The organism is Sphingomonas sp. Leaf30 (genome assembly GCF_001422525.1).
In the GTDB taxonomy this organism is placed as follows: Bacteria; Pseudomonadota; Alphaproteobacteria; order Sphingomonadales; family Sphingomonadaceae; genus Sphingomonas; species Sphingomonas aerolata.
Map to the genome: position 1 here is coordinate 1,990 of NZ_LMKZ01000012.1, position 25,652 is coordinate 27,641.

The window sequence follows — 25,652 nt, forward strand, 5'->3', positions numbered from 1 at the left end:
CGCGCCAAGGACGGACAGATCGTCAGGTGGCTGGGTATCAACATCGATATTGATGATCGAAAGCAGCAGGAGCTTTTACAACATAGCACCGATCTTTCGGTTTAAAGTTAAAAAGACCCATAATCGGACACTTAGCAGAGCCTTTCCGCTCCCCAACTTCAGGCGCTCATTCATAAAGCAGTCGCCAGGGGCAGCTAAAGAAAAGTTTCCCGACAATGACGTCGTTTCGGGACGACCGGCGAAACGCTCGAATTGCCGGAAACCTTGCTCATGCAAATGAGTTTAAGCCGTTCGACGGGCTGGCGCTTACTCAGCCGGACTTAACGGAGCTAATGGGAGCATGCCCGCAATCTTCCCTTGACCATCTAGCGACACTATCGTTTTGCGCCGTCCATTGGCGAACGTGAGCTTGAACTCATCGCCACCAAACGGGGTAGGACGCCAGAAGTCGACCGAGAGTAATCGGCCGAGACTAGCGAGTTCAGTCCGGTTCTGAGTGATCTGCGGCTGGATCTCGGAAGCGAGCTGGGGGGTCACAAGGTCTTGGATCGTAGTTCCGCTTGCAATCGCGCCGATAAGCCTGCGGATTGCTGCGTCTGATCCAGGCAGCTGGGCTGTTCGCGGGCTAAAAACCCTTTTTGTAGATGCTGCCGCGATATCGGCGACTGGCTTTGATCCTGCCTTCGCCAGCGCCGCTGAAAGTGCGTTCTCCGCATTAACGGACACATCTGGCCGAACACCAACGCCTTCCCAATTGGTCTTCGTGACCGGATTTTCCGCTCTGCCAGAGGGAATCATGGCGATAACACCGTGACCGATATCGATCGGACCGACAGGACTGGCCCCGCCCCCTGTTGTCTCCCCGATCAACGTTCCTCGCTTGAGCGCTTGGATGTCGTAGGCGAACTCCTCACCGCCAGAGAAGGTCGTTTTGCTGGTGAGAACGTAGACAGGGATGTCGAAGAAGGACACCGGTGTGCGAACGGATCGGTAGCTTTCTCGCGTTGTTTCAGTCGTCTTTGCCACGCGTGAGACGATGTCATTGATCGACCGGCCAGGCGAAACCAGGAAGCTGACGAGGTATGAAACGGCCCCCGGGTCTCCGCCGCCGTTCCGGCGGACATCGATGATCAGAGCACGACTGCCTGAGAGGGAGGTCATGGCCTTGTCAACCGCCCTTTTGGAGAAGCTGATTGGTGGAAAGCCAATCACTTCAATATATCCAACACCGCCCGCTAGGATGTCGGCGCGAGTCACTCCGGCGTCCGCGGCGGGCATCTCAGCCGGTGGACCGTCGCCTCGCGGCGGTCGCGGCTCCTGCATCGAGAACACGCTAAGGTGCTTGTCGTGGGTCACGATGGATGCATCAGCGGACAACCGGGCCGCGAGTTCTCCCGCCGTTCTGGCATCGTCGTACTTGCCTGAAGCAAGCGCGTCGGTCGTCCTCTTTGCCACTTGCTCGGCCCGCTCAGTGAATATGTAATGGTCGCGCATCGCGCGAGCGAACTCTTCCACAATCGCGCGACGTCCGGCGGCGTCGAGAGCAGGAGCCAGAGTATGGGTCGGCACCTGTGCTGCAGCGGGCAGCGCCAAGGGAAGAACCAGCGAAAGCGCCCACAACATCACATTGCGTCGACGGCACATCAGCAGCCCCCCTTAATACAGTTTGGGCCGGCGTACGTCTGACCAGTCCAGGCGGCTAGTCAGTACCAAACCCTCAATTCGACAGACTGTCGGAACGTCGCCTACCAGGCAAGGCCGATGAGCATTCGAACGGCTACAACTGGGCGAACACGCCCTGCCCTACTGCTTCCGGCCAGACCCAGTCCCGGACGTTCAGGCCTACCATTCCGCTTCCCAACATTGGACATTCGTTCATCAGGGTTTCGCCAAAACTACACCTCCGCACCAGCTGACCTATGGGACGAAAAGAACTGGTTGGCGCCACGGTGCAATGAGCACTAGCTTGAGGGCATGGCACGGGACAAACTGGCTGAGATCGCGGGCGTTCGGATGCGCGGAAAAGGGCTCGGTCACTCGCGGGGGATGAGCGAAATTTCAGCGCTCGTGGACGGCTGGAACGGCGCCGCCTTTCAAGCTCCGCACCAATTCATCGTCATCCGGCTAGTGACGATCTTGGAGGTCTTCACGCGGGAATGGGCCGCTCAGATAATCGATGCCGGGGATCCCTACGCAACGCGCGGGGCAGACTTGGTTAAAGGCACGCTCAAGATCGACTTTGCGCTCGCACGGGCACTTGTCGGCAAAGAAGTGTCATTCGGTGAACTCGTGTCGCACGAGCTTTCGGTCAACGGCGTCGGCGACATCGATCGCGTCTTTTCTAGTCTGATGGAAACGCCGTTTTTCGGCCATCTTCGGGGCGTGGTCGATCGCTGGACCGTCACAGTTGGGGATGGGCCGCTGGAACCGATCATGCCTGACCCCGACAAGGTCCGCACGGTTCTCGCCGGACTGTTCGAGCAACGGCATATCTTCGTGCATGAGCTGCCGGAGCAGCAGGACGTCGAGGCGAAGACCCTCGGAGCTTATATCTCCTCAACATCACAATTTGTGAACGCGGCCGACGAGGCGTTCAACACCTTACTATATGGCGACTACCCCATCACTCAGTTTGAGATGAACGTCGCTGCGGCGGCGGGGGTAGCGAAGGTGAACGACGAACTCGTCGAGATCCTGGCAGCTCTCGACCCGGACCGGCAAGACGAGGACCTTAAAGCTAGTCAGGCGGCATGGGAGGCTTATCGAGATAGGCAGGCTGAGTACCGTTCGGGAATAAACCACCCCGGACACGGCAGCATTGCGCCGCTGCTTTATAGCTCCGAGGTCGAGAAGCTTACGCGCGAGCGCCTCGAACTGCTCAAGTGGTACCGCGATCGCAAGGAAGGAGATATGTGACGTGTCGGATCACGGTCGGAATGGGTGATCCCTCCGGCCCAGCGGCGCGGCGGGCCGATGTCCATCTTGGATCCTCACGTGCAGTTCGACCTGCATTCTGGAGGTGCTCCGACCCACCTATCGATCGGACGACCCACTTTCGGCCATTCAGCGCCACATCGCCGTCACCCGAAACCGGTCATTGGTTTATTCGAATTCACATAGTCTTATAGAATGTTCACCCCCTGAAAAACAGGATCGCCCCGCCATTCGTGAGCAGGCCGCAGAAGCCGGTGCCAAAGGCGACACAATTTTTCACGCCATGCACGATCGCGGCTACCCCTCGCCCAATCATTGTGAAGGAGCTCATAGTGAGCAAAGCCCGGCTTAAATCAGAGATCTGGGTGTCGACACCACTGAGAAGGTCGCGAAGATCTTCATCATCTATTTAGTCCGGCGAGCCATAATCACCGGATGGCAAACACGAGATCGCGGCGCAGCAAGCGCATCAGGGCACTCCGGCCTGTCTGTGACGCGTCGAGGACGTGCTCAAGGCCGTCTGAGGAGGTCCACCATGCGGTAGTGGGCTCTAACCTCGATGCTGATCTTCAAGCTCTATGCACTTCCTGTCACGTTGCCGGACACGTGCACAACAAGGCTCGCCACTGGATTTAGGCCAAATGTGCGCTTACGACCCATTCCCGGACATTCACGCCCCCTTCCCCGCTTACCGACTTTGGACGCTCATTCATCGCCGCCCTGATGCTACTTTTTATATCCAAATTTCGGTTCGCAAATGTCGCAATTGGATACTGCAATAAAGGAAATTTGATCTTTGCTTTATCACTCCCGCCTTTGACAGCGATGAGGGTGGGGAAACAAGCTTTAGGTTGATGAACGCCCGAACGGCGGATTTCGTGTGATCTTTGAGGGGGAGGTTTTGTTGCCAGACGCCCGAAAGTCGCAGGCGCCAGCGGAAGCTTTGTATTTCGACAGCACTATTCTTTCAGACGGACTGCTTCCGGCATTCAAGACTGCTTTCTGCGTACTTTCACGCTGGCGGCTTTCTTTAACCCGAATTGCCGACCGGCGATCACGGCACCGGTGCTAATGATCAGGCCGGCGACGAAGCTAAGCCATGCGAAAGTGAGCAACAGCCGCACAACCGTGATCGATGCGCGCGTCCAAAGCAGGGCCGGCTCCCACTCAGCATCGCGAAGCGCGTCCCGCGGCAGATCGGGGCAAGCAGCTTGGTAAACCAGCAGTGCGTCAGCGGTGCAGCGATAGCCTAGGATCAGGCGGACGTCACTGCCCGGAATCGTTTCCACGAACATCGAGTAGAAGACGAGATAGACGGCCAACCCGACGAGCGAGAGGAGAAGGCCCGTGATGATCCAACGACGGCGATCACTTCGCCTAGCGGCGCGAGTCCACTCCCAGGCGAGGAGCGCGCTGATCATCACGAGCCCTGCCGAGACGTAGCCGATTGCCGGCGGCCAAGGCGGCTGCAGCGAAGCAAGCGACAGGAGAAGCGGAATAGTCGCGAAGCCGGCGCCGACGCCAAGGACCTTAGTCAAGTTTTTAAGATAGGTATCGATCATGTTCGCGACCCCAGGGTCCACCGGAACTCAGGTGTGAACGGCATCGCCGTCGACTGCAAGGACCCCGTCTCGGCCGTCACTTGTTATTGCGCCCGCTTTGTGTGACCTAATCGGAGCATTTGGGGCTGTAATTATGGCGCGGCACTTTGGATTTTTAGCGATAATCGGTCTGCTGTTCGGCTGCAGCGAGCAATCGCCGAAGCACGAGGCTATCACCACGGAGACGCCCAAAACAGGGCAACTCATCACGCCCCCCGTGATAGCTCGAAAATTGCAAGACAATTTGTATCCTCCTGATTACCTCGCGATGAAGACCGCAGCGGTCGTAACTTCGGTTTCATACGGCAATCTCCAGTTGGATGAGCGCAGCACGGATAGTGTCGCGCTCTACTCGTCGTACAGCCTATTTGATTGCGCAGAAACGGACGATGCCGAGCCCAATCCGAAGTGGCAAACGGACCCGCTAGAGGAGCTTGCTAAGCGCGTCGTCGGTTTTGCCAACGGGCTGAAAACCGCGGGCTATTCGGCACAACTCTACGAGACCTCAGTCGCGGAATATGAGCGTCGGCAGCTCTTGATTATAGCCAAGGGTACGACGTCGGTACCGGAACCGGAACTCGCGCTATCCGAGTGGCGCCCAGAGACGCGCGCCGATCGAGAATTACAGCATCTCGTCGAATCGTTGGAGCGACGGCGCGTCAAACTGGAGCCTGAGATGCCCCACATTGAGGGCGAGACGGGCTGCGGCGGCGGTGAGACGCCGTATCGATTCCGCTCCATCCCCGCTCAGGCGAGCATCTGGGTTGCTAGCAGCTTTTCATTCGCATTATGCACAGCGCGCAAGGTCGATCCTTGGGATCACGATGCATGCGATCGGTGGACCGAAGTCGGCGACGGCCGTGCGCGGTTCCTTTCCGGCCGATTCAAATACGATGCGCGATGGCCCGATGGCCGTATCGCACGCGGCGTTCGCGACCTGACCGACTCCGACCCCGGAGAGATGGACGATAATTACCAGCCAATCGCCAAGGCCGTTATCATCCGTCCAACAATAAAATAGCACAGCACTGGATGACGAAGCAGATGCGAGCAGCAGAGTGGCCCTTCCACTCATGTGCGGCAATGTGACGAACGAACGTTCGCAAGTCGCCGACTCGGTAAGAAGCGACCCACTCGCAGACACTCAGCGCATCCACGCTGCTCCCCCAAATCGCTCATTCGTTCATGTTGTCATTAAAGTTATCAAGGGTGACGCGTCGTCTCTCAGGTCGTGGGTCGCACGGCTGATTGTCCTCCGCCCGAGCGTCGCTCGGGCAAGCCTTTGATGAGACTGTAGGCAGAAGCGTCCAGCGTTCCGGTAGCAGAGCCGCTATGCGCTTCGAGATTTAGGCGGTGTAGGTGACGACTTGCGAACCGGGGTTGAACGGACCATGCTACATGGCCGCATCGGACCGGGAGGGCAGTCAATGAAGCAACAGGACCTCCTTCTTGGTTTCCGCGACCTTCTTGCCGTCTTCGTGCCGGGGGCCGTGCTCCTCTACGCTCTCACAGCAATAGATAATACAGTTTTTGGTTTTCGTATTACCAGTCTTGTTCCGGGCGTGGATACCATCGTGTTCGCGGCACTCGCATACGGGCTTGGAAGCGTGATCTACGCGATCGGGTCCGGTTTGGATTTCATCTATGATATATTCGAGCCCAGGCTTCTTCGCGGACAGCGGCGCGAGCGCTTCGCTTGCTTCGCCTCCATCGCGACTGAGGCCAAGAACAGGGCTCTCGACGCAACGGCACCCGGGTCGAACCTACCCGAGCTGTGGAGCAACAAAAGCTTCTGGGCAGATTACCTGAGACGAACATGCCCCACCGCATCAGCTGAACTGGACCGACTGGAAGGAACGCAAAAGTTCTTCAGGACTTTCTCGGTCGTACTTCTCCTAATCACTTTCTACAGCGGTCAAACAATCCAAGGTGCCGCCGCACTCGCGGCGCTGCTGGTGTGCTTCGGCTTCTACGCCGCGAGGCGCACTGAATGGAGCTACAGACTGCTGAAATGGGCGGTCCTGTCCAAGATTTGAGCAATTAAGCTGATAAGGCTTGCGGAAGCACGGTTCTATTCCGGTTGTCATCACCGGGAACCGGCAATCCTATAATCCATAAATTCGCAAGACAGAATGCGCAAGGCTTCGCATAAGTCCTTCAAAATGCTGGGGCGAATGCCTTGTGCTCATGGGCTCCGATCTGATCTTTGACGGTAAATTATTTGCTCGGCCCTTTACGGCCACAGCGACTTATGCTTTCTTCAGTTCTGCGCCTACGATTCGTGACGATAAGCGATAGAACGGGTCAAAGAAGCGCGTGTCCGCGTCGAAATCATCCGGAACCCGCTCGCGCAGCTACAATCAAACTACCTCATCGGTAGCCGGACTGGCGGACGTTCCATCGCAAAGCACCAGAAGCGCAAGACGCGAGGTGCGGAGGAGGAAGACATGGCCGACCAGTGGAGCAAACACCTCGCCGAGAAGGGCTACACTGGCATAGTGCTGCCCAGCCCTGAGTTCGGTTTACTGACCCTCGTCTACGAGCGTCACGGCGCACGCGGCCATCAGAACGCATTCGAACAGCTTGCGCCGCAAGTAGCGCAAACGCTGCCGCAACCCGAGCGGAACGTCGGCCTGCCGTCCATCGCGGGCGAGCGCACCCGCAGCATCGAGCTCGGTTTCGGTCTGAAGATCCTGTCCGGCCTGATCTCCGCCCTTGGCGGGGGCACGCTCGGCCTTGAGCTAGGCTTCAAGAACGCCCGCAAGCTCAGCTTCGCCTATGACGGCGTTTCCAGCGAGAGCCTGAACGCGGTCGCGCTCCAGCAGGCACTGAGCGGCGTGGCGGCACCCGGGCCGGGTCTGTTGCGCGATTGGCTCGACGACAACCTCTATGTCATCACCTCCGTGCTGCGGGCTAGGAAGGTAACCATCACGGGGCACTCCGAAACTGGCCAGAACGCGAAACTAGACGTGCCCGTCATCTCCGGCGCCGTCGGCGGCAGCTTGTCAGTCAAGATCGCAGCGAGCGATGACTCCACCGTTTCGTTCGAGGGCGCAGCTGGCGTCCCGTTCGCCGCCAGACTGTTCCAGATTGTGGAAACCGGCGGCGGCCAAAAGACCCTCACCCTGCGGACGGTGAGGGAGGGATCGGTGACGATCAAGGGACGGCATGAAGACGCGCGGCTGGGCTCGACCGGCGAGGAGCATGATGCCAATCTAGCACCCTCGATCCTCGCTTGGGAACCAGAACGCGAAACTGAGCCCGCCGGGCGGGAAACGATCTCTGGCTGAGCCGCGCAAGGCGCGGTCCCGCCACGTGCGGCCTTCCCTACCACTCAAGAGCGTGCTGGAGATCACCATTCCGGAAAAGATCGAACCTCCCGTGATTGAAGCGACGGTGGGTAGCAAGGCGCCGCGAACGATCATCTACGTCCACGGGATTGCGAACAAGCCGTCGGCAGCGGTGCTCAAGTGTCAGTGGGATCGGGCGCTGTTCGGGGCCGAACTCGGCGACCGGAGCCGGATGGTCTACTGGGTCAACCGGGATTACTATCCGATCCCGCTTGAGGAGACCTGCGGCGACGCCGACCTGGTGCGCGTCGACGACCAGGAGGTGTCGACGCGCGCGCTGGTCGCGCTAGCCACGGCGGACGCCGGCACGGAGCCGCTCGCGATCGAGCGCGAGATCCACGCGCTCGCAGAAGGCGATCCCGAACGCGAGCGCGTCCTGTCGAGCATTGCCGACCAGATCGCAGGCGTCGACGAGATCGAGAATGACACGGTGCTCGCGGCCGACGTTCGGGCTAAGGTGCTGCCGCTGCCGCCCGTATTACGGCGACTACTCGCCGGCAAGCTTACCCGCGCCTTCCTTAGGGACGTCAACGATTTCCTTTATGATGAGAAGCGGCGACGGGTTATGCGCGACGCGCTCGCGTCGCGCCTGGAGAGCGGCGGCGGGCCGTTTGTCGTCGTCGCACATAGCCAGGGCTCGATGATCGCATACGACGTTCTGCGGAAGCTCGACCCCAAGAAGTACCAAATTCCGCTTCTGCTCACCATCGGTTCTCCCTTGGGCATGCAGGAGGTTCAGGACGAGCTGCGGAACTGGCATGACGGGCCGCTCGGGCGCCCGGCCTGCGTGGAGCGTTGGATCAACGTCGCCGATCGCCTCGACCCCGTCGCGATCGACTCCGACATCTCGGACAATTTCGGCGGACAAGTGGATAACGTCAGGCGATGGGCGTTGAATCCGGACTCGCCGCGCCACCCTCACTCCGCCACGGGATACCTGAGCACCCGCGATGTCCGGCAGCCGGTGCTCGACGTCGTGGGCACCGCCTTCGGCCAGGCGATCGCGCCGTTCGTGATCGCGAAAGATCTCGTGTCGGACGTCGAGAACGGGTTGGTCGCGCAGCGCCACCCGGTCCTCATCCAGCTCGTCAACGAGGACCAGCGGCCCGCCGCCACGCTGGACGAGTCGGCGAATATGGTGATCGACAGGATTCGCACGCTGGTCGCGGATACGGGTGCCGAGGAAGCCGAGGCTCGAATCGATCGCCTGCACCGGTTCGTCGCGGCCGACCTGACCCGCCGGGAGGTGGAGGAGCTGCGAACGCTCAGCGGCGAGCTCTCGATCAAGACGCTGTGGCGCAACGGTGCGAAGCGCGCGCTGATCCACCAGTCGACCAATACGGTCCAGGCCGCGCCCGGCAATCTCGGCTACGGGGCCGATGGTCGCGGCATGACCTGGGCGGTGCTCGACACGGGCATCGCCGCCGGGCACCCCCACTTCGCCGCGCAGGGTGCCAACCTCGTCATCGAACAATACGACTGCACCGAACCCGGCTCACCCATCCGTCTCCGCCCGGGGGATAAGAAATTCGATCGGCTCGACCGGAACGGGCACGGCACTCACGTCGCCGGCATCATCGCCGGCGAGCACTCCGTCTCGACCGACGAGGGCGTAATCCCGCTTCGAGGGATGGCGCCGCGCTGTCGGCTCTACGGGTTCAAGGTGCTGGGTGACGACGGCGGCGGAAGCGACGCTTCGATCATCAAGGCGCTCGACCAGGTCACTCGCCTGAACGACGAGGCAGGCCGCCTCGTGGTACATGGCGTCAATCTCAGCCTTGGCGGCAGCTTCGATCCAAGCGTCTACAATTGCGGATACACCCCGCTCTGCCAGGAGATCAGGCGGCTCTGGCGACAGGGCGTGCTGGTGGTGCTGGCCGCCGGAAACGAGGGCTACGTCGTGCTGCGTGCCGAGAGTGGACTGGTGCAGGCCAACCTTGATCTCTCCATCGGCGATCCCGCTAACCTCGAGGAGGCAATCGCCGTTGGCTCCGTCCACAAGACGAATCCGTTCACCTATGGCGTGTCGTTCTTCTCTTCGCGCGGGCCCACGGCCGACGGACGGGTCAAGCCGGACCTCGTTGCGCCTGGTGAACGCATCCTGTCCGCCCGGCACGATTGGCGTCCAAACGGGGACGGAGCGCCCGCGCTCGACGAGCTATATGTTGAGATGAGCGGCACCAGCATGGCTGCACCGCACGTGTCCGGCGTGCTGGCGGCATTTTTATCCCTCAGGCGCGAGTTCATCGGATACCCGGACCGGATGAAGCGATATCTTCTGGGAGGATGTATGGACCTCGGCCGCGACCATTACATGCAGGGAGCCGGACTGCCCAACCTGATCAAGATGCTCGCGCTGCAAGTCGAGTGAAAGGCGTAAGCGCTCAATACGCTGCACGCGCCTGCCTGCCGTTGGAGCTCGCGACGGCGGCAGCATATTTCCAGATCTTGGTCACTTTGACCCACAAAGCGACATTCAAAGGCCGCTTTGCAGCCCCCAACTTCAGACGACTGTTCACGTTGCGCCGTCCGCGCCTACCCGGCCCCGGTTACTAGCCAATGCCATAAGTCTGATAGATCCCGCGGATATATCCCAGCGCTGGAACGTCACACTCACGCGCCCGACGGGCGAACTGCGTCACCGTCACACCGGTGGTCTTCACAAAATCCTTCACCCGCAACGTGGTCTCGCGATAATCCAGTTCGAATCCTTTGAGGAGGATCAACATCACTCCACCCTCGACCACCCGCGCAGCCTCCGGCGCCCTCAGGTTATACGTCCGCTCGATGTGCCCGAGGTATTGGAACAAGATAATGTTGCGGCCTTCTGGTGACGCAAAGCGCTTCACCGCGCACCAGTCATCGTCCGACAACGTATCAAGCAACGCAGAAAATGCGTCGATGTGCTTGCCCCATTCGCGCGGGTTAGCTCCTATCGTCTTGATCACGGCGAGTGTCTGTTCTCTGTCGTTCAAGCCAAGCTCCCGGCAGGATCATGTAGCTGCGCCTGAACGTCTAGCCATCTGACATATGTGGACCTTACGCCTTAAGATAAGGGTTTCATGGTGATGACCCAGACACGGACACTCGCGACCTGACGCGAGATGCCCGAAACCACCCATCCGTTCATGTCTACAATCGCGAGCCGCGTGGCAGGCGCTAGCATGAGTACCTGCGCAATAGACAAGTGGCTAGGAGCAGCGGCGTCTGCGAGAACGACGTCTGCCGAGAGGACGCTATCGGTTGGCAGACTTGCGTAAAGCGGCGGAACCCATCCTTGCGCTTGCGCGGCGGGCTGCGCCGTCGGCGACGGCCTATGCGATCGCTAGAGACGCCAAGGCGTATGCTGCTGGCCTCAGCAGGGCGGCATGACCATGCCCTATGATTGACGACGATCTAACCGGATGCGTCCCGTTGCATGGGCGCGGGCGGCCGTGCCCACTCCTTCTCGGCCGCCCAAACGCCTACGGCTTTAAAGCCTCGGCATAGAAGCGGCATACGCAGCCGCACGTTCTCCGAGCACCTTCAAGACGTGTTGAAGCCAGCTTTCGTACCAGTACCACGTCCCTGCAACGTCAACGCCGAAGTGCTTCGCAGGGTTCTTAGCGTCAAGCCGCTGCCAGAGCGTTGTGTGATCATGCATCTTGAAATAGCGATAGCCAGCCTCATGCGCCTTCTTCAAAATGTCACCAGGGCGATATTTCGTACGCTCTGTTTCGCGTAAAAGAACTCGGTTGATCTCCTCTGCTGCGTCCGAACCGGAAGGAACAAGCTCGGCGACAATATCGGCAGCGGAGGCGCGATTGGCATGTCTGGGTACCATCGCGACCCGGTAAGCGTAGCGCGGGTCAGAATACTGCTCTGGGGTCAACTGAGCCTCGAAAGCGTCCATCACCGTTGCGAGGTGCGGGGGCAGGTCAGCACTTCTCACAGCCCCCACCTGCTCTGGATCGAGCGATGCGAATTGCAACGCAAGAGACAGCTTGCGCTCTAGTCCATACTTAGCGCCATACAGCTGTTTCAATGCATCGTTGAAATTGATGCAGCATGCTTGCAGTTTCGCGCTCAGGGCAGCGTCCAACGAGCGATCGGTGGATCGATGCTCGATTTCGTGTCGAATCTCTAGGAGATAAAACAGATTATTCTTTGTTCCAACGTCGAGCCTGCACTTAGCGTGTCTTAAGCACTGTCCAAGCTCCCAATATTTTTCCCCACCTCCTGGCGTGGTCTTGACCTTCCTGTCCCTTCCTGATCCCTCCCAATACCGAACATCAACGCCTTCTTTTTTAAGCGCCGCGTGCATTAAGTACGTCCATGCGATGATGCTCGTGACAATGAAAAGTTCCGCACGGAAGCTCAATCCTGCCGAGTTGAACGTTTGAACGGCAGCAACCATTGCGTCACGGGCTTTTACGAGGAGCTGGTCCGCATCAAGGCTTAGCCCGGTACCTGGCTCGACTTCGGGCCATGCGCTGAGAAATGCTGCGAGGGCCTCCGGTGAAGCGGGCTCTATCTGTCGATGTTTCGCCCCGGTCCGGATCTGCGCGATCTCGCGATGATTTATGGATCGAGTAGGCCAAGTGAAATAGGCGAGCACGTCCTGATCGCTACGCGACCCTGTATGCAATAAGGCTTTGATGAGGGCGACTTCCCAATCCCCCAACTTCTTTAGTGCGCTAGGCATCCCTTGCCACTCCCCGCGAGTCTTCGATGCCTTTCGAGCAAACGCAGATGGTCGAGTCTAGGCAAGATGAGTGCCCAGCGTCCCAACGCTGGTCAGATCATGCCATGCCAGTTTTCACGTATTCTCGGTTGCAAGAACATTTAAGATGCTTGGTGCATCGACTGTCGCCCAGCATGAGGCCAGCCGAGCTGCAAGGCCAGCCGCGCACCTTCAAACCCGATCTGCCGGTTCGGGTGGCCAAATGAACGCTGGCTGGTGTGATCGATCAACATCACTCGAGGCCGGCCGGTGCCACTCTCGATCAATGCCGGTAGCACAGCTGGACGATCCTCTGGTAGGTTGAACGCTACATTGCGCCGCACCGCGAATGCCCCGAGCGCTCGGTATGCGAATACGCCCAAAACGATAATGCCGGCGGCGCTACCCATGCCCCCGTCCCACAACTGGTCCAGGTGATCTTGGGTCAGCTTCGAGGGCGCTTTCTTATGCCAAAACTGACATAGCTTCTTCGAGCTGCAGTATTGCGGGTACGCGTTCGCGCAGTTCGCTGATCCCAGCAACTTCCTCAGCTTCTCCGCGCCAGCGCTATCACCGTCGAACCCGAACAGGGATGCCAAATTCCAGACGGCCTTACAGGATGGATCGAAAGGCGATCCAGGCGCCATCCTGCTCTCGCATTCGCCAAGAATAAACAATGCGGTCATTCGCACCCTCCTCGCGCGACGGAGAATAGCTCCGGCCGGGTTACCGAGAGGTGACGAGCCCCTGCCCCACCCCTTAAACGAGCGGCCGCTTCTCGCGATCGGCGCCGAAAGCGGTCATTCCGCTAACCACCACCGACAGGCGTTTAAAGCTCGTGCCCGGCCACATGAACGAATGGCAGCTTTCGCTCGGGGCTTCTCGAAAGCGGCCAGTCCGCAATCCACCAGTTTTTACCGTAAATGCGGACGGTCCGCATGCATCAAGAACTCGCCATTTCCACCGGACAAGCTGCACGCTCCTGCCCTTCGACATCTGCTGGCGCGCGGTGCTGTCCCTTCGGAGAACCTTCGTTTGTACAGGTTGGCAAACGTCTTTTCGGATGGTCTCAGCCGGCCGGCCCCGAATGCCCCTGCCGCCCCCGCGACCAATGTGGTAGAAGTGCGCATGCTCAAGACAAGAATAAGGCGGCTCGCCGATCGCGGCGATCGCGCGGTGCAGCGCCTTGCCGAAATCGAAGCCTCGATCACGAACCTTTCTAACGAGGATCTGCTCGACCTAGCTGACATCTTTAAGGCCGAGCCCCGCCCGCTAATTGGGGACATGGCGTTCTTGGAAATGGCGCGGCGCGATATCCGTCTTTGAAATCCGCACGGGTATGTGTCAGCAGGATGATGCGCTCACGCTGAGCCACATCGGTTACAAGCAAAGATGCTCGCAACTATGCACAACGATGATGGAGAAAGGGCGCAGTGACGGTAGCGATTGGAACCCGGATCAATGAGATTCGCACTTTGATCCGCGATGGCGGGGCCTTCTACCTTCGCCGCGATGTCGGTGGGCGCTACGAGCTGGAACTGCATCGTACTCCCGTCGATCTCATTGAGAAACGCGTTCGGCTCGTCGGCACATTGGTTGGCCCAGATCCTGTGAACGCTGACCGCGTTGCACCAGCTTAGCGGGCAGACCATTCCTCTCGTAGTGAGGCACTCGGCGCAGTTTTGATTCAACCTGACTCATTGGCGTTGCGCACAAACCACGAACAGGCATCATGCCGGCCATGGAACAGCGGATCATTCATGCCTGCGGTCATGAGCAAGCTCATCATCTCACGGGCTTTGACAGCCAGCAAGAACGCAAGGCCCGGTGGCTGAAGACGACGAACTGTCGAGACTGCTTTGTTGCGGAAAAGCGAGCTGAGGAAGCCGCTGCGGCAGCGTTAAGCAGCGCCGCTATCTCCCACCTTGATCTTCCACTGCTGACCGGCACCGATCGGCAAATTGGCTGGGCGTCGACCATCAGGACCAAGCGGCTCGCGGCCCTAACAAATTCCAACAGCGACGCCGATTGTTACGCTTGCCTTCAGATAACTGACGCCAAATGGTGGATCGATCACCGCGATCTCACGGACGTCGATCTGATGGCGGCAGCGACGCAGGCACCGGACATGCAAAACGTCACGGCGGTCACGGCGTCAATTACGGATATGCCTCGGACGGCATAATCATTTCGATGACGCCATCGCGACGGCTAGCGTTGCGAAGACGGTGTCATCAATAGCACGAACTTTGACGCGATATTGCGCGCATGCCCCAATGCTCGAGATCCGAGACGGTGCGAAACGTATATCTGCAGCACAGTACTTTTGAGGTATGCCTTTCAAGGACCGCTCGCATGCCAGTACGTTATACAGCTCTCTGCAATGTAAAAAGGACCGGACTAACAAGCACTACGTATAGGAGACTGCGGCATGTTCACCTAAGCCAATCTCCGTGCCCCTACCTTTAAACAGGACTCGCGTGCCAAAAGAGCGCGCAGGCGAGGAGTTGAGATAGCGGAACGCCGTTCATAATTGGCGGATGAAGTATGTATATCGCCGCACCCTCCCTTAATTGGCTGCCGGTGTATTCGAACGACGGCGATTAGGAACATCCAACGTTACTACTTCCCCGTCAACGCGGGAGACACAAGTGCACAATCGGTCATTCGACGCCTTCTGTTCTTCACTAAAAAAAACGTCGCGGTGATCAAGACGCCCATCGATCTTGAGAATTGGCAGGACACACAATCCGCATTCCCCACGACGGCAATCCGCGATCATCGGGACACCGCTGCGTTCCAGCGCATCGAGCAGCGTTTCATTGGCAGCCACGTCGATCGCTAGGTCGAGCCGCGGGATCTCGACACGGAATGCCGTAGCAGCGAAGCGTCCACTATTACCGAACGTCTCGAAACGCAGACGCTCGATAGGTCGACCGTACGACCGCCACAACGATTTTGCATTCTCCAGCAACGCGATCGGGCCGCAGATATACAGTTCGCCGTCCGGGTGCATGCTAGAGATAACAGCGTGCAGATCGATCCGTTCGTTCTCCTCTGCAACGAACGTTTCCAGCCGAGTTCCGAGATGCGCGCGCAGATCCGCCACGAACGCGAGATCAGTGTGTGTCCGCGCCGCGTATAGCACTTTGACATGAACATTCGTCGCGGCCAGCGTCAGCGCCATTCCATAGATCGGCGTGATACCAATGCCGCCGGCAACCAGCACATACTCGGGTGCCGCGAAGCCGAGATCGAAATGATTAGCGGGCTGCGACAGCTGGAGATTCGCACCAGGCTCGAGGCTCCACATGTAGCGCGAGCCACCCCGGCCGTCCGCCAACCGTTTGACCGCGATGCGGTATAGCCCGTCCCGACACGAGCCAACGACCGAATAGCTCCGGGTAACAGGGCGGCCGTCGATCAGGACGATGACGTTGATATGGCTGCCGGGAGAAGGGGTTACGAAGCGGCCTTCGCGTTTGATCGTGAACAGGCGAATGTCCGGCGTCAGATCGGCAATATCGACTAGCTTGGCGGACTCCCAGTCAAGCTTCGTGCTCAAGACGCCGAGCTCCTCGCGTTCTCATCTGTGCACATGCGATCGATGGCCTTGCGTGCCCACAGTGCACCTGCATCGATGTTAAGATTATAAAATGGCGTGCGCGGGTTAGCGCTAATCGCTCTCTGCTGCGCTTCCAGCACGACATGGTCCTGGTCGTAGACACCCGTTCCGCCATTCACGTGTGCGATGTTGAGGGCACGGGTCAGGTCCGCATCCTCACGGCGAAACTTGCGGACGAAATTCCAGAAATAATGACAGGTCGTATCGGTCGCGGGCGCGATAGCAGCGAGGAAAGCGCCTTCGACGCCCTGCGATTTATCGCCCTCTGGAGCGCCGCTTCCGGCAACTGCGACACCGACCTGCCCGACGACCGTTGACGGTGCCTGAAAGTACACGACCTGCCAGCGATCTACCGTACCTGGGCGTCCCAGTTGCTTCGCCCAGAAAGGCGGTGGCTCGATCCCAAGCATCCAGCGGCTGATCGTTGCGGTGCGGTCCGTATGCTCGACGTCGAAGGACGCACTCGTAATATTGTCGTCGCCGATGCTGTCGCTGTGCACATAGGTTTCGTGCGTCAGGTCCATCAGATTGTCGATCACAAGGCGATACTCGCAGCCCAGATCGTAGAAGGTGCCGCCCTCGCCTACCCAGTCGTCGTTGTCGTTCCAGTGAAAGTCAGGAAGCAGCGCAGGATCAGCCAGCGCCGGATCGCCCATCCACACCCAGACCAGCCGATGCTTTTCCGAGATTGGATAGGCGCGAACCTGCGCGGAGGGGTTGATCGTCTGTTGCGCTGGCATGAATGTGCACCGTCCCGACGAATTGAACACCAGTCCGTGATACCCGCAAATTACCTGATCGTCGCGCAGTCGGCCCATTGAGAGCGGTAGCAGACGATGCCAGCAAGCATTTTCCAGCGCGGCAACCACGCCGTCCGTACGCCGGTACAGGACGAGATCGGTGTTGCAGATCTTTCGTGCCGTAAGCGCGTGCTCGATTTCGTGCGACCACGCCGCGGGATACCAAGCGTTGAGCGGGTACATGGTAGCTCTCCAACTGCGCCCTCTTTCGAGGCGATGAGGGAGGTTTCACCCTTATAGTTGCGATGTCAACTATAATTAGTCATCGAGCAGCTCGACGTTGGTATACAGCCTTCGCAGCAGTTCGATCAGATCATCGCGTTCGGACGCGGTCAGTCCCGAAAGTAGGGCACGCTCGCGTTCCAGCGCCACGGTGATAATCTGATCGTGCAAGGCTACCCCTGCTTCGGTCATAGACAACTGCCGGCTGCGACCATCGTTGGGGTCTCCAACCGCACGAATAAGGTCCAACTCCTGCAGGCGGCTAACAGCCCGACTTGCCGCAGCCTTATCGATGCCGCTCGCTTCGCAGATCGCCCCGGCGCTCGCGGTGCCCCGCACCTTCAGATTAGCGAGTAGCCGCCATTCGTTGACGCCGACGCCGAACTTTCCGAGATACAGTCGCGATGCCCCCCGAGACAGCTTGTTGCCGATCGACGACAGGAAGAAGGGCACGTAACGGTCGAGGTCGAGCTGTGACATGGCGCAGACATGACGCGCCCTTTGGACGTCGGCAAGCGCCAGCTGAATGCTACTCGCGCCTCAAGTTTCGATCCTCAAGATCGAGAGCTATACGGCGCCCATGGCGCATCCGCAGGCCATGCAGGCGGCCGCCAACGCCGAGCGCCTCCCGAGATGTGCTGGGTGACAGCTTTTTGCCTACCGGCGGCAGAGAAGAACGGATATAATACCCGAGTTCAAGCTTTATCTTGATCCTGCTCGCAGGACGTATCGGAAACGAAGCTGCTACCTGTCCGCCGTTTACCCTAGCGCGGGTCTTTCCCTCAAACCCGCTCGAGCAGCAGGCCGATCCCCTGCCCTACGCCGATGCACATAAAGGCCATTGCGTAGCGACCACCCGTACGATGAAGTTCCTCGACTGCGCTCGAGGTGATCCGCGCGCCGGACATGCCTAGAGGGTGACCGAGTGCGATTGCACCACCGTTGCGATTGACACGCGGGTCATCAAATGGATCGATGTCGAGATCACGTAGCGTCGCGATCGCTTGGCTGGCGAACGCCTCGTTCAACTCGATGACGTCGAGTTGATCCAGAGTGATCCCACCTAATGTCATCAGCTTACGCGCAGCCTCGATGGGTCCCACGCCCATGATCCGGGGTGCAACCCCAGCCGCTGCCATCGCAACGATCCGCGCGCGGGGGGTCAGCCCATGTCGAGCCGCTGCGGCTTCCGACGCGATGAGCATCGCGGCAGCACCGTCGTTAAGGCCGGAGGCATTGCCAGCCGTCACGGTGCCGTCCGCCCGCACGACCGGCTTCAGCCTTGCGAGCGCCTCCAGGCTGGTTGTCCGCAAATGTTCGTCTGCGGAGAAGACGATTGGATCGCCCTTCTTCTGCGGGATCGTAACAGACACGATCTCGGCGGCGAACCGTCCGCTTGCCTGCGCGGCTGCGGCCTTTTCCTGGCTGGCAAGGCCGAAGCGATCCTGATCTTCTCGGCTGATATGCCACTGGTCGGCAACGTTCTCTCCCGTTTCCGGCATTGAATCCACGCCGTAGGCATGCCGCATGGCCGGGTTGACGAACCGCCAGCCCAAGGTCGTGTCTTCCAGCTTCTGCGCCCGGTCGAAGGGGCTTTGTGCCTTGCCCATTACATAAGGCGCGCGCGTCATGCTCTCGACACCACCCGCGATCATGAACTCGGCATCACCGCTGCGGATCGCTCGAGCTACCGACCCGATCGCGTCGAGACCCGAGCCGCACAGACGGTTGATCGTCGATCCCGACACCGTTTCGGGCAATCCGGCAAGCAACACGGCCATGCGCGCGACATTGCGATTGTCCTCGCCGGCTTGGTTCGCACAGCCGAGGACCGTGTCGTCCACCGCATTCCAATCGACGCCCGGATTGCGATCCATCAGCGCCTTGATCGGAATGGCGGCCAGGTCGTCGGCGCGGATGCTGGCGAGCGCCCCGTTCAGTCGGCCGATGGGAGTACGGATCGCGTCGCAGAGTAAAGCATCGGTCATAAGTTCAACCTTTATTGCCGCTGGAGTCGAGCTCGGCGATGATCTTGCCCGCTTCGGCGAAGGCCGTATTTGCCGCGGGAACACCTGCGTAGATCGCCGATTGCATCAGCACTTCCTTGAGCTCCTCACGGGTAAAGCCATCGCGCATCAGTCCGGTGCGAACGTGGAGCGCGAACTCCTCCCAGCGGCCGAGTGCCACGGTAATCGCGAGCACAATGAACCGACGGCTCCGGTCGTCGAGACCCGGCCGGCCCCAGATTTCATTCCACGCGATCCGCGTGATCATCGCCTGGAAATCGGCGGTGAAGTCAGTCCGCTTGGCGAGCGACGCGTCGACCCATGCATCGCCAAGCACACGGCGCCGGTTGACCAGCCCCGCCTCGAACAAGATGCTTGCGGCATCCTGGGTATCGGCCGGTTTTAGAAAAGCGCGAAGCGTTGCTGCCAGCGCGGCAGGCGTCTCGATCGGCGCGAGATGTGCGGCGTCGAGATGCACCACATGCGCGTCGGGCATCGCTGCCACGATGCGTTCGCCATGCCCCGCAAACGGCGTTGAGGCGTCGCGATCGCCCGCCACGACCAGCGTGGGCATAGCAATCGCCGGCAAGCGATGGATCAGCGCCATATCGCGGATCGCCGCACCGCAACCCGCATAGCCGGTATCGGCCATCGCGATCAGGCCCTGACGCACGCTCTCGGCCGCGCCGCCATGCGTCGCCACGAAGCGCGGCGACAGGAACCGGCCCATGGCCATATCGGCGATGGCTGCCGTACCTTCCGCGCGTACCAGTTCTATCCGTTCACGCCACGCGCCTGCGTCCATCGTCGCCGACGTGCAGACGAGCGCGAGCGCCGTAACCCGCGTTGGGTACGCCAAAGCCAGCTCCATCGCGATCATCCCGCCGATCGACACACCGGCAACGGCTGCGGTCTGCACCCCCGCGGCGTCCATAACGGCGATCACATCGTCGGCCAGCATCGCCAGGCTATAGTCCCCATCAGGTGCGTCCGACGCGCCATGTCCACGCGCATCGATCCGCAGGAGCCGGAAGGCTGGCAGCAAATGCGGGACGCTGGTTTCCCACAACGCCATGTCCGTGCCGATCGAATTTAGCAGGACGAGCACGGGCAGATCGGGGGCGCCATCGAGCTTCCAGTAAAGGCGTACGTCCTCACGGATCGCGAATGGCATAACGTTATCCTTGGAGTCTGGAGACGAGTGCGGCGACGATCGCCGTGCTCTCGCCGATATCGGTACCAATATTGGCCTCACGCAGGTTGCGCGCGATCGCGTCGTCGTCGATCTCCAACCCTTCTGCGACGCTAGCCATTGCCTCTGCCGCGCCCGCCGTAAGCAGGAACAGGTCGGCGAGTACCGGCCCCTCCGCCTGCCAGCCGCCAAGCCCCCGCTCTTCTTCCTGCGGCAGTCCGACAAGCAGGGTCGCAGCCAAACCTGGCGCACGCAGCGCTGCCGACAGCGCGATCTGGCAACCGGTCGGGTTGCGCTTATGCGCCATGGCCGATGATCCACCGCGGCCCGCAACCGGCGGCTCACGCGCCTCGCCAACGGGGTTCTGCGACAAGAGCGCTATGTCGCGCGCCATCTTGCCCACGGCGCCAATCGCCATGGCCAGGCTGGTGCCGATGGCGGCGATGCCGATCCGGCGCGCGTGCCATGGTTCGCTCACGGCAAGGCCCAGCTCATTTGCCATATGCGATGCGATCGCCGGCCCCGCGCCGTCGAGACCGGCCCGCGTACCTGCGGCACCGCCAAGCTGGATCCGGGCATGGTCCTCGACATCGCGCCGCAGTCGCTGCGCGGCATCGGCGATACCGACCATCCAGTGCGCGATCCGAAGACCGAACGCGACGGGCAACGCATCCTGCAACAACGTACGGCCGACCGCAGGTGTTTCAGCGTGACGCAGAGCCAAACGACCAAGGGCATCGACGATGCGGTCAAGGTCCGTGAGTACCAGTTCGGTCGCTGCCCGCGTCTGCATCATCAACACGGTGTCGGCGACGTCCTGGCTTGTCGCTCCCTTGTGTACCGCCTTCCTGGCATCACCACTTAGGGCGGCACGCAAGCGAGCGACGAGTGGGATTGCCAGCGTACCGGCCAGCGCTGACTCCTCTGCCAGTTCAGCAGAATTGATCGCCGCCGTTATGCAGGCGTCCACAATCGCAAGCGCGAGCTCCTCCGAGATCACCCCTTCTGTCGCCTGCGCTCTTGCCAAAGCACCTTCGAATGCGAGCGCGTGAGCGACGGTAGCGTCGTCGTCAAAGACGGCCAACATTGCGGGCGTTGTCGCCGGGCGGGTGCGGAGAAGATCAGTCATTCGACATCATACCGCGAAGAAGACCGTCTCGGCTTCGCCCTGCAACCGGATGTCGAACCACCAACTATCGTCATCTCGCTGGTGGGCTATCAGCGTATTTCGACGAGCTGCCGGAACCGCTGTGAGCACCGGATCATCGTCATTGCCTTCGGCATCGGCGAAATACAGCCGCGTCGCGAGCCGTTTGATGATACCCCGCCCGAACACCGACACTGCCAGATGGGGGGCCTGCAGCGTGTTGCCGGGACCAGGTACGCGCCCCGGCTGAATGGTGCGGAACCGGTAGATCCCGTCCGGGTCGACCGACGCGCGGCCGAAGCCGATGAAATGGGGGTCGATCGGTACCGCGTCGCGCGGATCATCGACGCTCGCATAGCGCCCGGCGGCGTTGGCCTGCCAGATCTCGATCATCGCATCGAGTATCGGCACGCCCTTCGCGTCGAGCACCTGCCCCGCGATCTCGATCACGTCACCCTCGGGCGTGCCGGTCGGCGACGACAGGTTGAGGAGGTAATGCTCCTCGCCGAACAGGTCGGTGCGGGCGCCCATGTCCGATTTACCGACAAGATCGGCGCCGCCTTTCCACGGCAGGCCGTAGTGGAAGAAGGGCCCGACCGTCTGCCACGGCGTCTGGCCGAAAATCGCCGGATCCTGATTGTCCAAGCGCGGGACCGTCTGGCGATCCTCGACTGCGATCTCAATCGTCATGGTGGTGATCCTCGAACGGCGTCTCGTCGCGCCCCTTCAGAACGATGTCGAACAGATAGCCGAGCGCGTAGGCAGGCTTCGTGTTTTTGATATCGAAGCGACCCACCATCCGCTGGCGGGCGGGCATCGGTATGGCGTTGGCGATCGGGTCGATCTCGATCAGCGGATCGTCGGGGAAATACATCTGCGTCACGAGCCGTGTCGCAAACGCGGGGCCGAGCAACGACAGATGAATGTGGCCCGGCCGCCACGCGTTCTTGTGGTTGCCCCACGGATACGCGCCAGGTCGTATCGTGACGTAGCTGTACCGCCCCTCACTATCGGTGACGACACGTCCTGCTCCGGTAAAATTCGGATCGAGCGGTGCGTCCCAATTATCTGCCGAATGAATATAGCGCCCTGCAGCATTGGCCTGCCAGATCTCGATGACGGTGTTGGCCGCCGGGCGTGCGCGATCGTCCAGCACGCGGCCGGAGACGATGATGCGCTGACCCTGCGGAACGCCCGCATGTTGCGCGGTGAGGTCGATGCCCGAAGGTCCCACCATCAGGCGCTCCCACGCGCTTGGACCGGTCGTCTCGGTCAGCGTCGGCGGGATCGCGATGAGCGGCTGACGCGGGCTGCGATCTACTGTCGAACGATAGTCGGGATGCAGCGAGGGCGACAGCCCAACTTCCTCCGGCGAATAGGCGACCACGTCGGTCATGCCGCCCCCTCCTGTTCAAAGATGCCGGCGTCAAAAGCCGCGCCGGTCTTCGTCCGCACCTCGTCCAGCGTCACGCCCGGGGCGATTTCGACAAGCGTCAGACCGCCTACCTTCTTGTCACAGGCAAGCACGCACAGGTCGGTGATGATCAGGTCGACCACGCCCTTGCCAGTAAGCGGCAGCGTACACGCCTCGAGGATCTTGGCCTCGCCCGCCTTGTTGGCGTGATCCATAACGACCACGACTTTCCGCACCCCGGCGACCAGGTCCATCGCACCGCCCATCCCCTTCACCATCTTGCCGGGGATCGTCCAGTTGGCGATGTCGCCATTGGCGGCAACTTCCATTGCACCGAGGACCGCCATGTCGATATGGCCGCCACGGATCATCGCAAAGCTGTCGGCGCTGGAAAAGAAGCTGGACGTTGGCAACGCGGTGATCGTCTGCTTGCCGGCGTTGATGAGATCCGGATCAACGGCATCGCGCGTCGGGAACGGCCCGATGCCGAGCATGCCGTTTTCCGACTGCAGCGTCACGTCGAGGCCGTCGGGAACGTAGTTCGCTACCAGCGTTGGGATACCGATGCCAAGGTTGACGTAGTACCCGTCCTGCAGTTCCTGCGCCGCACGCGCCGCCATCTGTTCGCGAGTCCAACCCATCACACGGCCTCCGTTTCGCGAACCGTCAGCTTCTCGATCCGCTTTTCGTTGATCGTCGACAGCACGATGCGATCGACGAAGATGCCAGGCGTATGAATGCAGTCTGCGTCGAAACTGCCGGCGGGTACGATCTCCTCGACCTCGACCACCGTCAACTTGCCCGCGGTCGCCATGTTCGGGTTGAAGTTGCGCGCGGTCTTGCGGAACATCAGGTTCCCGGCTGGATCGGCGCGCCACGCCTTGATGATCGACAGATCGGCGCGCAGCCACGTCTCGCGGACATACTCCTCGTCATCGAACGTCTCGACCGGCTTGCCTTCCGCTACGACGGTGCCGACCCCGGTCTTCGTATAGAAGGCCGGGATGCCCGCACCGCCGGCGCGGATCCGCTCCGCCAGCGTCCCCTGCGGCGTCAGTTCCAGTTCGAGTTCGCCGCTCAGATATTGCTGTTCGAACAGCTTGTTCTCGCCGACATAGCTCGAGACCATCTTGGCAATCTGGCGCGTCTCCAGGAGCATCCACAGACCAAAGCCATCAGCCCCAGCATTGTTCGAAATGACGGTCAGGTCCTTGACGCCAGACGCGCGGACCTCCGGGATCAGGCTTTCGGGATTTCCCGACAGCCCGAACCCGCCCGACATGATCGTCATGCCGTCGAAGAGCAGCCCGTCGAGTGCGGCTGCGGGATTCTCGTATACTTTGTTCTTCATGCTGGCTGACCCTTCACGCTGCTGTCATGGGAAGACCGACATAGTTCTCCGCGAGCGTCCGCTGCGCCGCCTCAGATCCACGAATGTAGTCGAGTTCCGCCATCTGGATACGTCGGTCGAACCCATCCATCGTCGGAAAACGGTGGGTGACGGAGGTAAACCACCACGAGAAGCGCTCGGCTTTCCAAACCCGCGCCAGTGCGCGGGCGGAATACCCTTCAATACCCGCATTGGAGTGTTCTCCATAATGCTCTGCAAACGCTTCGCCCAGCATCGTTACGTCGGACACGGCGAGGTTCATGCCCTTCGCACCGGTTGGCGGGACGATATGGGCGGCATCACCCGCCAGGAACAGCCGGCCCCAGCGCATCGGCTCCGATACGAAGGACCGAAGCGGCGCGATCGCTTTCTCAAACGACGGTCCGCGCGTTACCTTGGCCGCAGTTTCGGGCCCCAGGCGTAGGCACAGCTCGTCCCAGAACCGATCGTCGGACCAGTTCGCAACATTCTCGTCGACACCGCACTGGATGTAATAGCGGCTTCGCGTTGCCGATCGCATCGACGCCAGTGCAAAACCCCGCTCGTGATTGGCGTAGATGAGTTCATGATCCGCCGGTGGCACGTCTGCCAGAATGCCAAGCCAGCCGAAGGGATAAACGCGTTCGAACGTGTGCAGAACGTCCGCGGGGATCGCTGCGCGGCTGACCCCATGATAGCCGTCGCAACCGACGACGAAGTCGCACGCCAAAGTCTGATGGACGCCGTCCGCCTTCCAGGATACTGATGGCAGGTCACTATCCAGATCTTCTAGCGTCACGTCCACGGCGTTCCACACGATAGACAGGTCGTTCGCCTTGGCGGCATCGAACAGGTCGCGCATCACTTCCTGCTGGCCGTAAACCGTCACGGTCGATCCGCCGGTCAGCGCAGCCATGTCGATGCGGAACAGGCGACCATCCAGTGACAAGTTTGTGCCGCCATGCACCAACCCTTCACGGACCAAGCGCTCGGCTAAACCGAGCCGATGCATCAGGTCGACGGTAACCTGCTCCAGCACGCCGGCCCTGACCCGACCTTCGACATAGGCCCGGTCGCGCCGTTCGATGACGACGGCATCAATGCCGTCACGGCGGAGTAAATGCGCGAGAAACATGCCCGCCGGCCCTGCGCCGATGATCGCAACCTGTGTGCGCATCCTGTGTCCATCCTCTCGCCAGCGGTTCGATCCGCCATTATCCGAGTGGTGCGCGTGTCCAACTCATCCGGCCATGCCACGGACAACCGAAAACTTGGATTTATCAGCAAAAG

Annotated in this window: 24 protein-coding genes; 8 read left to right on the forward strand and 16 right to left on the reverse strand. The window is 60.5% G+C overall.

The window, feature by feature from the left end; genetic code table 11:
* Positions 1 to 306: 306 nt before the first annotated feature.
* Positions 307 to 1,644, reverse strand: coding sequence for a S41 family peptidase (locus tag ASE89_RS10950; RefSeq protein ID WP_082451416.1), 1,338 nt, complete (start codon positions 1,642 to 1,644; stop codon positions 307 to 309).
* Between the two features lie 330 nt (positions 1,645 to 1,974).
* Between ASE89_RS10950 and ASE89_RS10955 the strand changes: the two genes are divergently transcribed.
* Complete coding sequence (locus tag ASE89_RS10955; RefSeq protein WP_056677517.1) at positions 1,975 to 2,916, forward strand: lysozyme inhibitor LprI family protein; 942 nt, start codon at positions 1,975 to 1,977, stop codon at positions 2,914 to 2,916.
* A 1,007-nt stretch (positions 2,917 to 3,923) separates the two neighbouring features.
* Here the strand turns inward: ASE89_RS10955 and ASE89_RS10960 are convergent.
* Positions 3,924 to 4,496, reverse strand: a complete 573-nt coding sequence (locus ASE89_RS10960; protein ID WP_156363433.1) for a hypothetical protein — start codon at positions 4,494 to 4,496, stop codon at positions 3,924 to 3,926.
* 133 nt (positions 4,497 to 4,629) lie between these two features.
* Between ASE89_RS10960 and ASE89_RS10965 the strand changes: the two genes are divergently transcribed.
* The 4 genes from ASE89_RS10965 to ASE89_RS10980 all read left to right on the forward strand — a co-directional run bounded on the left by ASE89_RS10965 (position 4,630) and on the right by ASE89_RS10980 (position 10,256).
* Positions 4,630 to 5,556 carry a hypothetical protein gene (locus tag ASE89_RS10965; RefSeq protein ID WP_056677523.1) on the forward strand — a complete coding sequence of 309 codons (927 nt, stop codon included), beginning with the start codon at positions 4,630 to 4,632 and terminating at the stop codon, positions 5,554 to 5,556.
* A gap of 406 nt (positions 5,557 to 5,962) precedes the next feature.
* The gene (locus ASE89_RS10970; protein WP_056677526.1) at positions 5,963 to 6,571 is read left to right on the forward strand and encodes a hypothetical protein; all 609 of its coding nucleotides are present in this window, start codon (positions 5,963 to 5,965) and stop codon (positions 6,569 to 6,571) included.
* A gap of 411 nt (positions 6,572 to 6,982) precedes the next feature.
* Complete coding sequence (locus ASE89_RS10975) at positions 6,983 to 7,825, forward strand: gasdermin (protein ID WP_056677529.1); 843 nt, start codon at positions 6,983 to 6,985, stop codon at positions 7,823 to 7,825.
* Between the two features lie 52 nt (positions 7,826 to 7,877).
* Complete coding sequence (locus ASE89_RS10980; RefSeq protein ID WP_197979500.1) at positions 7,878 to 10,256, forward strand: S8 family peptidase; 2,379 nt, start codon at positions 7,878 to 7,880, stop codon at positions 10,254 to 10,256.
* A 181-nt stretch (positions 10,257 to 10,437) separates the two neighbouring features.
* Here ASE89_RS10980 and ASE89_RS10985 read toward each other — a convergent pair whose 3' ends face one another.
* From ASE89_RS10985 to ASE89_RS10995, 3 genes are all read right to left on the reverse strand, one after another.
* Positions 10,438 to 10,860, reverse strand: coding sequence for a hypothetical protein (locus ASE89_RS10985; protein WP_056677532.1), 423 nt, complete (start codon positions 10,858 to 10,860; stop codon positions 10,438 to 10,440).
* Positions 10,861 to 11,357: 497 nt separating this feature from the next.
* Positions 11,358 to 12,482: a DUF3644 domain-containing protein gene (locus tag ASE89_RS10990; protein ID WP_197979499.1), complete on the reverse strand. Its 1,125-nt coding sequence runs from the start codon at positions 12,480 to 12,482 to the stop codon at positions 11,358 to 11,360.
* 227 nt (positions 12,483 to 12,709) lie between these two features.
* Positions 12,710 to 13,273: a hypothetical protein gene (locus ASE89_RS10995; RefSeq protein ID WP_056677539.1), complete on the reverse strand. Its 564-nt coding sequence runs from the start codon at positions 13,271 to 13,273 to the stop codon at positions 12,710 to 12,712.
* A gap of 172 nt (positions 13,274 to 13,445) precedes the next feature.
* Here ASE89_RS10995 and ASE89_RS21165 point away from each other — a divergent pair, with 172 nt between their 5' ends.
* From ASE89_RS21165 to ASE89_RS11005, 3 genes are all read left to right on the forward strand, one after another.
* The gene (locus ASE89_RS21165) at positions 13,446 to 13,913 is read left to right on the forward strand and encodes a hypothetical protein (RefSeq protein ID WP_236701721.1); all 468 of its coding nucleotides are present in this window, start codon (positions 13,446 to 13,448) and stop codon (positions 13,911 to 13,913) included.
* Positions 13,914 to 14,020: 107 nt separating this feature from the next.
* Positions 14,021 to 14,227 (forward strand): DUF5818 domain-containing protein, encoded by a 207-nt coding sequence (locus tag ASE89_RS21170; RefSeq protein WP_082451418.1) that lies wholly within the window; start codon positions 14,021 to 14,023, stop codon positions 14,225 to 14,227.
* Positions 14,228 to 14,319: 92 nt separating this feature from the next.
* Complete coding sequence (locus ASE89_RS11005) at positions 14,320 to 14,772, forward strand: hypothetical protein (RefSeq protein ID WP_056677545.1); 453 nt, start codon at positions 14,320 to 14,322, stop codon at positions 14,770 to 14,772.
* 384 nt (positions 14,773 to 15,156) lie between these two features.
* On the opposite strand, the gene ASE89_RS11010 is transcribed toward ASE89_RS11005, so the two are convergent.
* From ASE89_RS11010 to pobA, 11 genes are all read right to left on the reverse strand, one after another.
* Positions 15,157 to 16,152, reverse strand: a complete 996-nt coding sequence (locus ASE89_RS11010; RefSeq protein ID WP_056677548.1) for a PDR/VanB family oxidoreductase — start codon at positions 16,150 to 16,152, stop codon at positions 15,157 to 15,159.
* The gene (locus ASE89_RS11015) at positions 16,149 to 17,195 is read right to left on the reverse strand and encodes an aromatic ring-hydroxylating dioxygenase subunit alpha (RefSeq protein WP_056677551.1); all 1,047 of its coding nucleotides are present in this window, start codon (positions 17,193 to 17,195) and stop codon (positions 16,149 to 16,151) included. The genes ASE89_RS11010 and ASE89_RS11015 overlap by 4 nt, the downstream gene beginning before the upstream one ends.
* A 75-nt stretch (positions 17,196 to 17,270) precedes the next feature.
* On the reverse strand, positions 17,271 to 17,714 hold the full coding sequence (locus tag ASE89_RS11020) for a MarR family winged helix-turn-helix transcriptional regulator (RefSeq protein ID WP_056677556.1): 444 nt from the start codon (positions 17,712 to 17,714) through the stop codon (positions 17,271 to 17,273).
* Positions 17,715 to 18,016: 302 nt separating this feature from the next.
* Positions 18,017 to 19,222 (reverse strand): 3-oxoadipyl-CoA thiolase, encoded by a 1,206-nt coding sequence (gene pcaF, locus ASE89_RS11025; protein ID WP_056677559.1) that lies wholly within the window; start codon positions 19,220 to 19,222, stop codon positions 18,017 to 18,019.
* A gap of 4 nt (positions 19,223 to 19,226) precedes the next feature.
* Positions 19,227 to 20,414, reverse strand: coding sequence for a bifunctional 3-oxoadipate enol-lactonase/4-carboxymuconolactone decarboxylase PcaDC (pcaDC, locus tag ASE89_RS11030; RefSeq protein WP_056677562.1), 1,188 nt, complete (start codon positions 20,412 to 20,414; stop codon positions 19,227 to 19,229).
* Between the two features lie 4 nt (positions 20,415 to 20,418).
* Positions 20,419 to 21,561 (reverse strand): lyase family protein, encoded by a 1,143-nt coding sequence (locus ASE89_RS11035; RefSeq protein ID WP_056677564.1) that lies wholly within the window; start codon positions 21,559 to 21,561, stop codon positions 20,419 to 20,421.
* 6 nt (positions 21,562 to 21,567) lie between these two features.
* On the reverse strand, positions 21,568 to 22,269 hold the full coding sequence (gene pcaG, locus ASE89_RS11040; RefSeq protein ID WP_056677566.1) for a protocatechuate 3,4-dioxygenase subunit alpha: 702 nt from the start codon (positions 22,267 to 22,269) through the stop codon (positions 21,568 to 21,570).
* Complete coding sequence (pcaH, locus tag ASE89_RS11045; RefSeq protein WP_056677569.1) at positions 22,259 to 22,975, reverse strand: protocatechuate 3,4-dioxygenase subunit beta; 717 nt, start codon at positions 22,973 to 22,975, stop codon at positions 22,259 to 22,261. Before pcaH ends, pcaG begins: the two co-directional genes overlap by 11 nt.
* A complete protein-coding gene (locus ASE89_RS11050; protein ID WP_056677572.1) occupies positions 22,972 to 23,634 on the reverse strand; it encodes a 3-oxoacid CoA-transferase subunit B in 663 nt (220 codons plus the stop codon). The genes pcaH and ASE89_RS11050 overlap by 4 nt, the downstream gene beginning before the upstream one ends.
* The gene (locus tag ASE89_RS11055) at positions 23,634 to 24,344 is read right to left on the reverse strand and encodes a CoA transferase subunit A (protein ID WP_056677576.1); all 711 of its coding nucleotides are present in this window, start codon (positions 24,342 to 24,344) and stop codon (positions 23,634 to 23,636) included. The genes ASE89_RS11050 and ASE89_RS11055 overlap by 1 nt, the downstream gene beginning before the upstream one ends.
* 13 nt (positions 24,345 to 24,357) lie before the next feature.
* Positions 24,358 to 25,539 (reverse strand): 4-hydroxybenzoate 3-monooxygenase, encoded by a 1,182-nt coding sequence (gene pobA, locus ASE89_RS11060; protein WP_056677579.1) that lies wholly within the window; start codon positions 25,537 to 25,539, stop codon positions 24,358 to 24,360.
* Positions 25,540 to 25,652 lie beyond the last annotated feature (113 nt).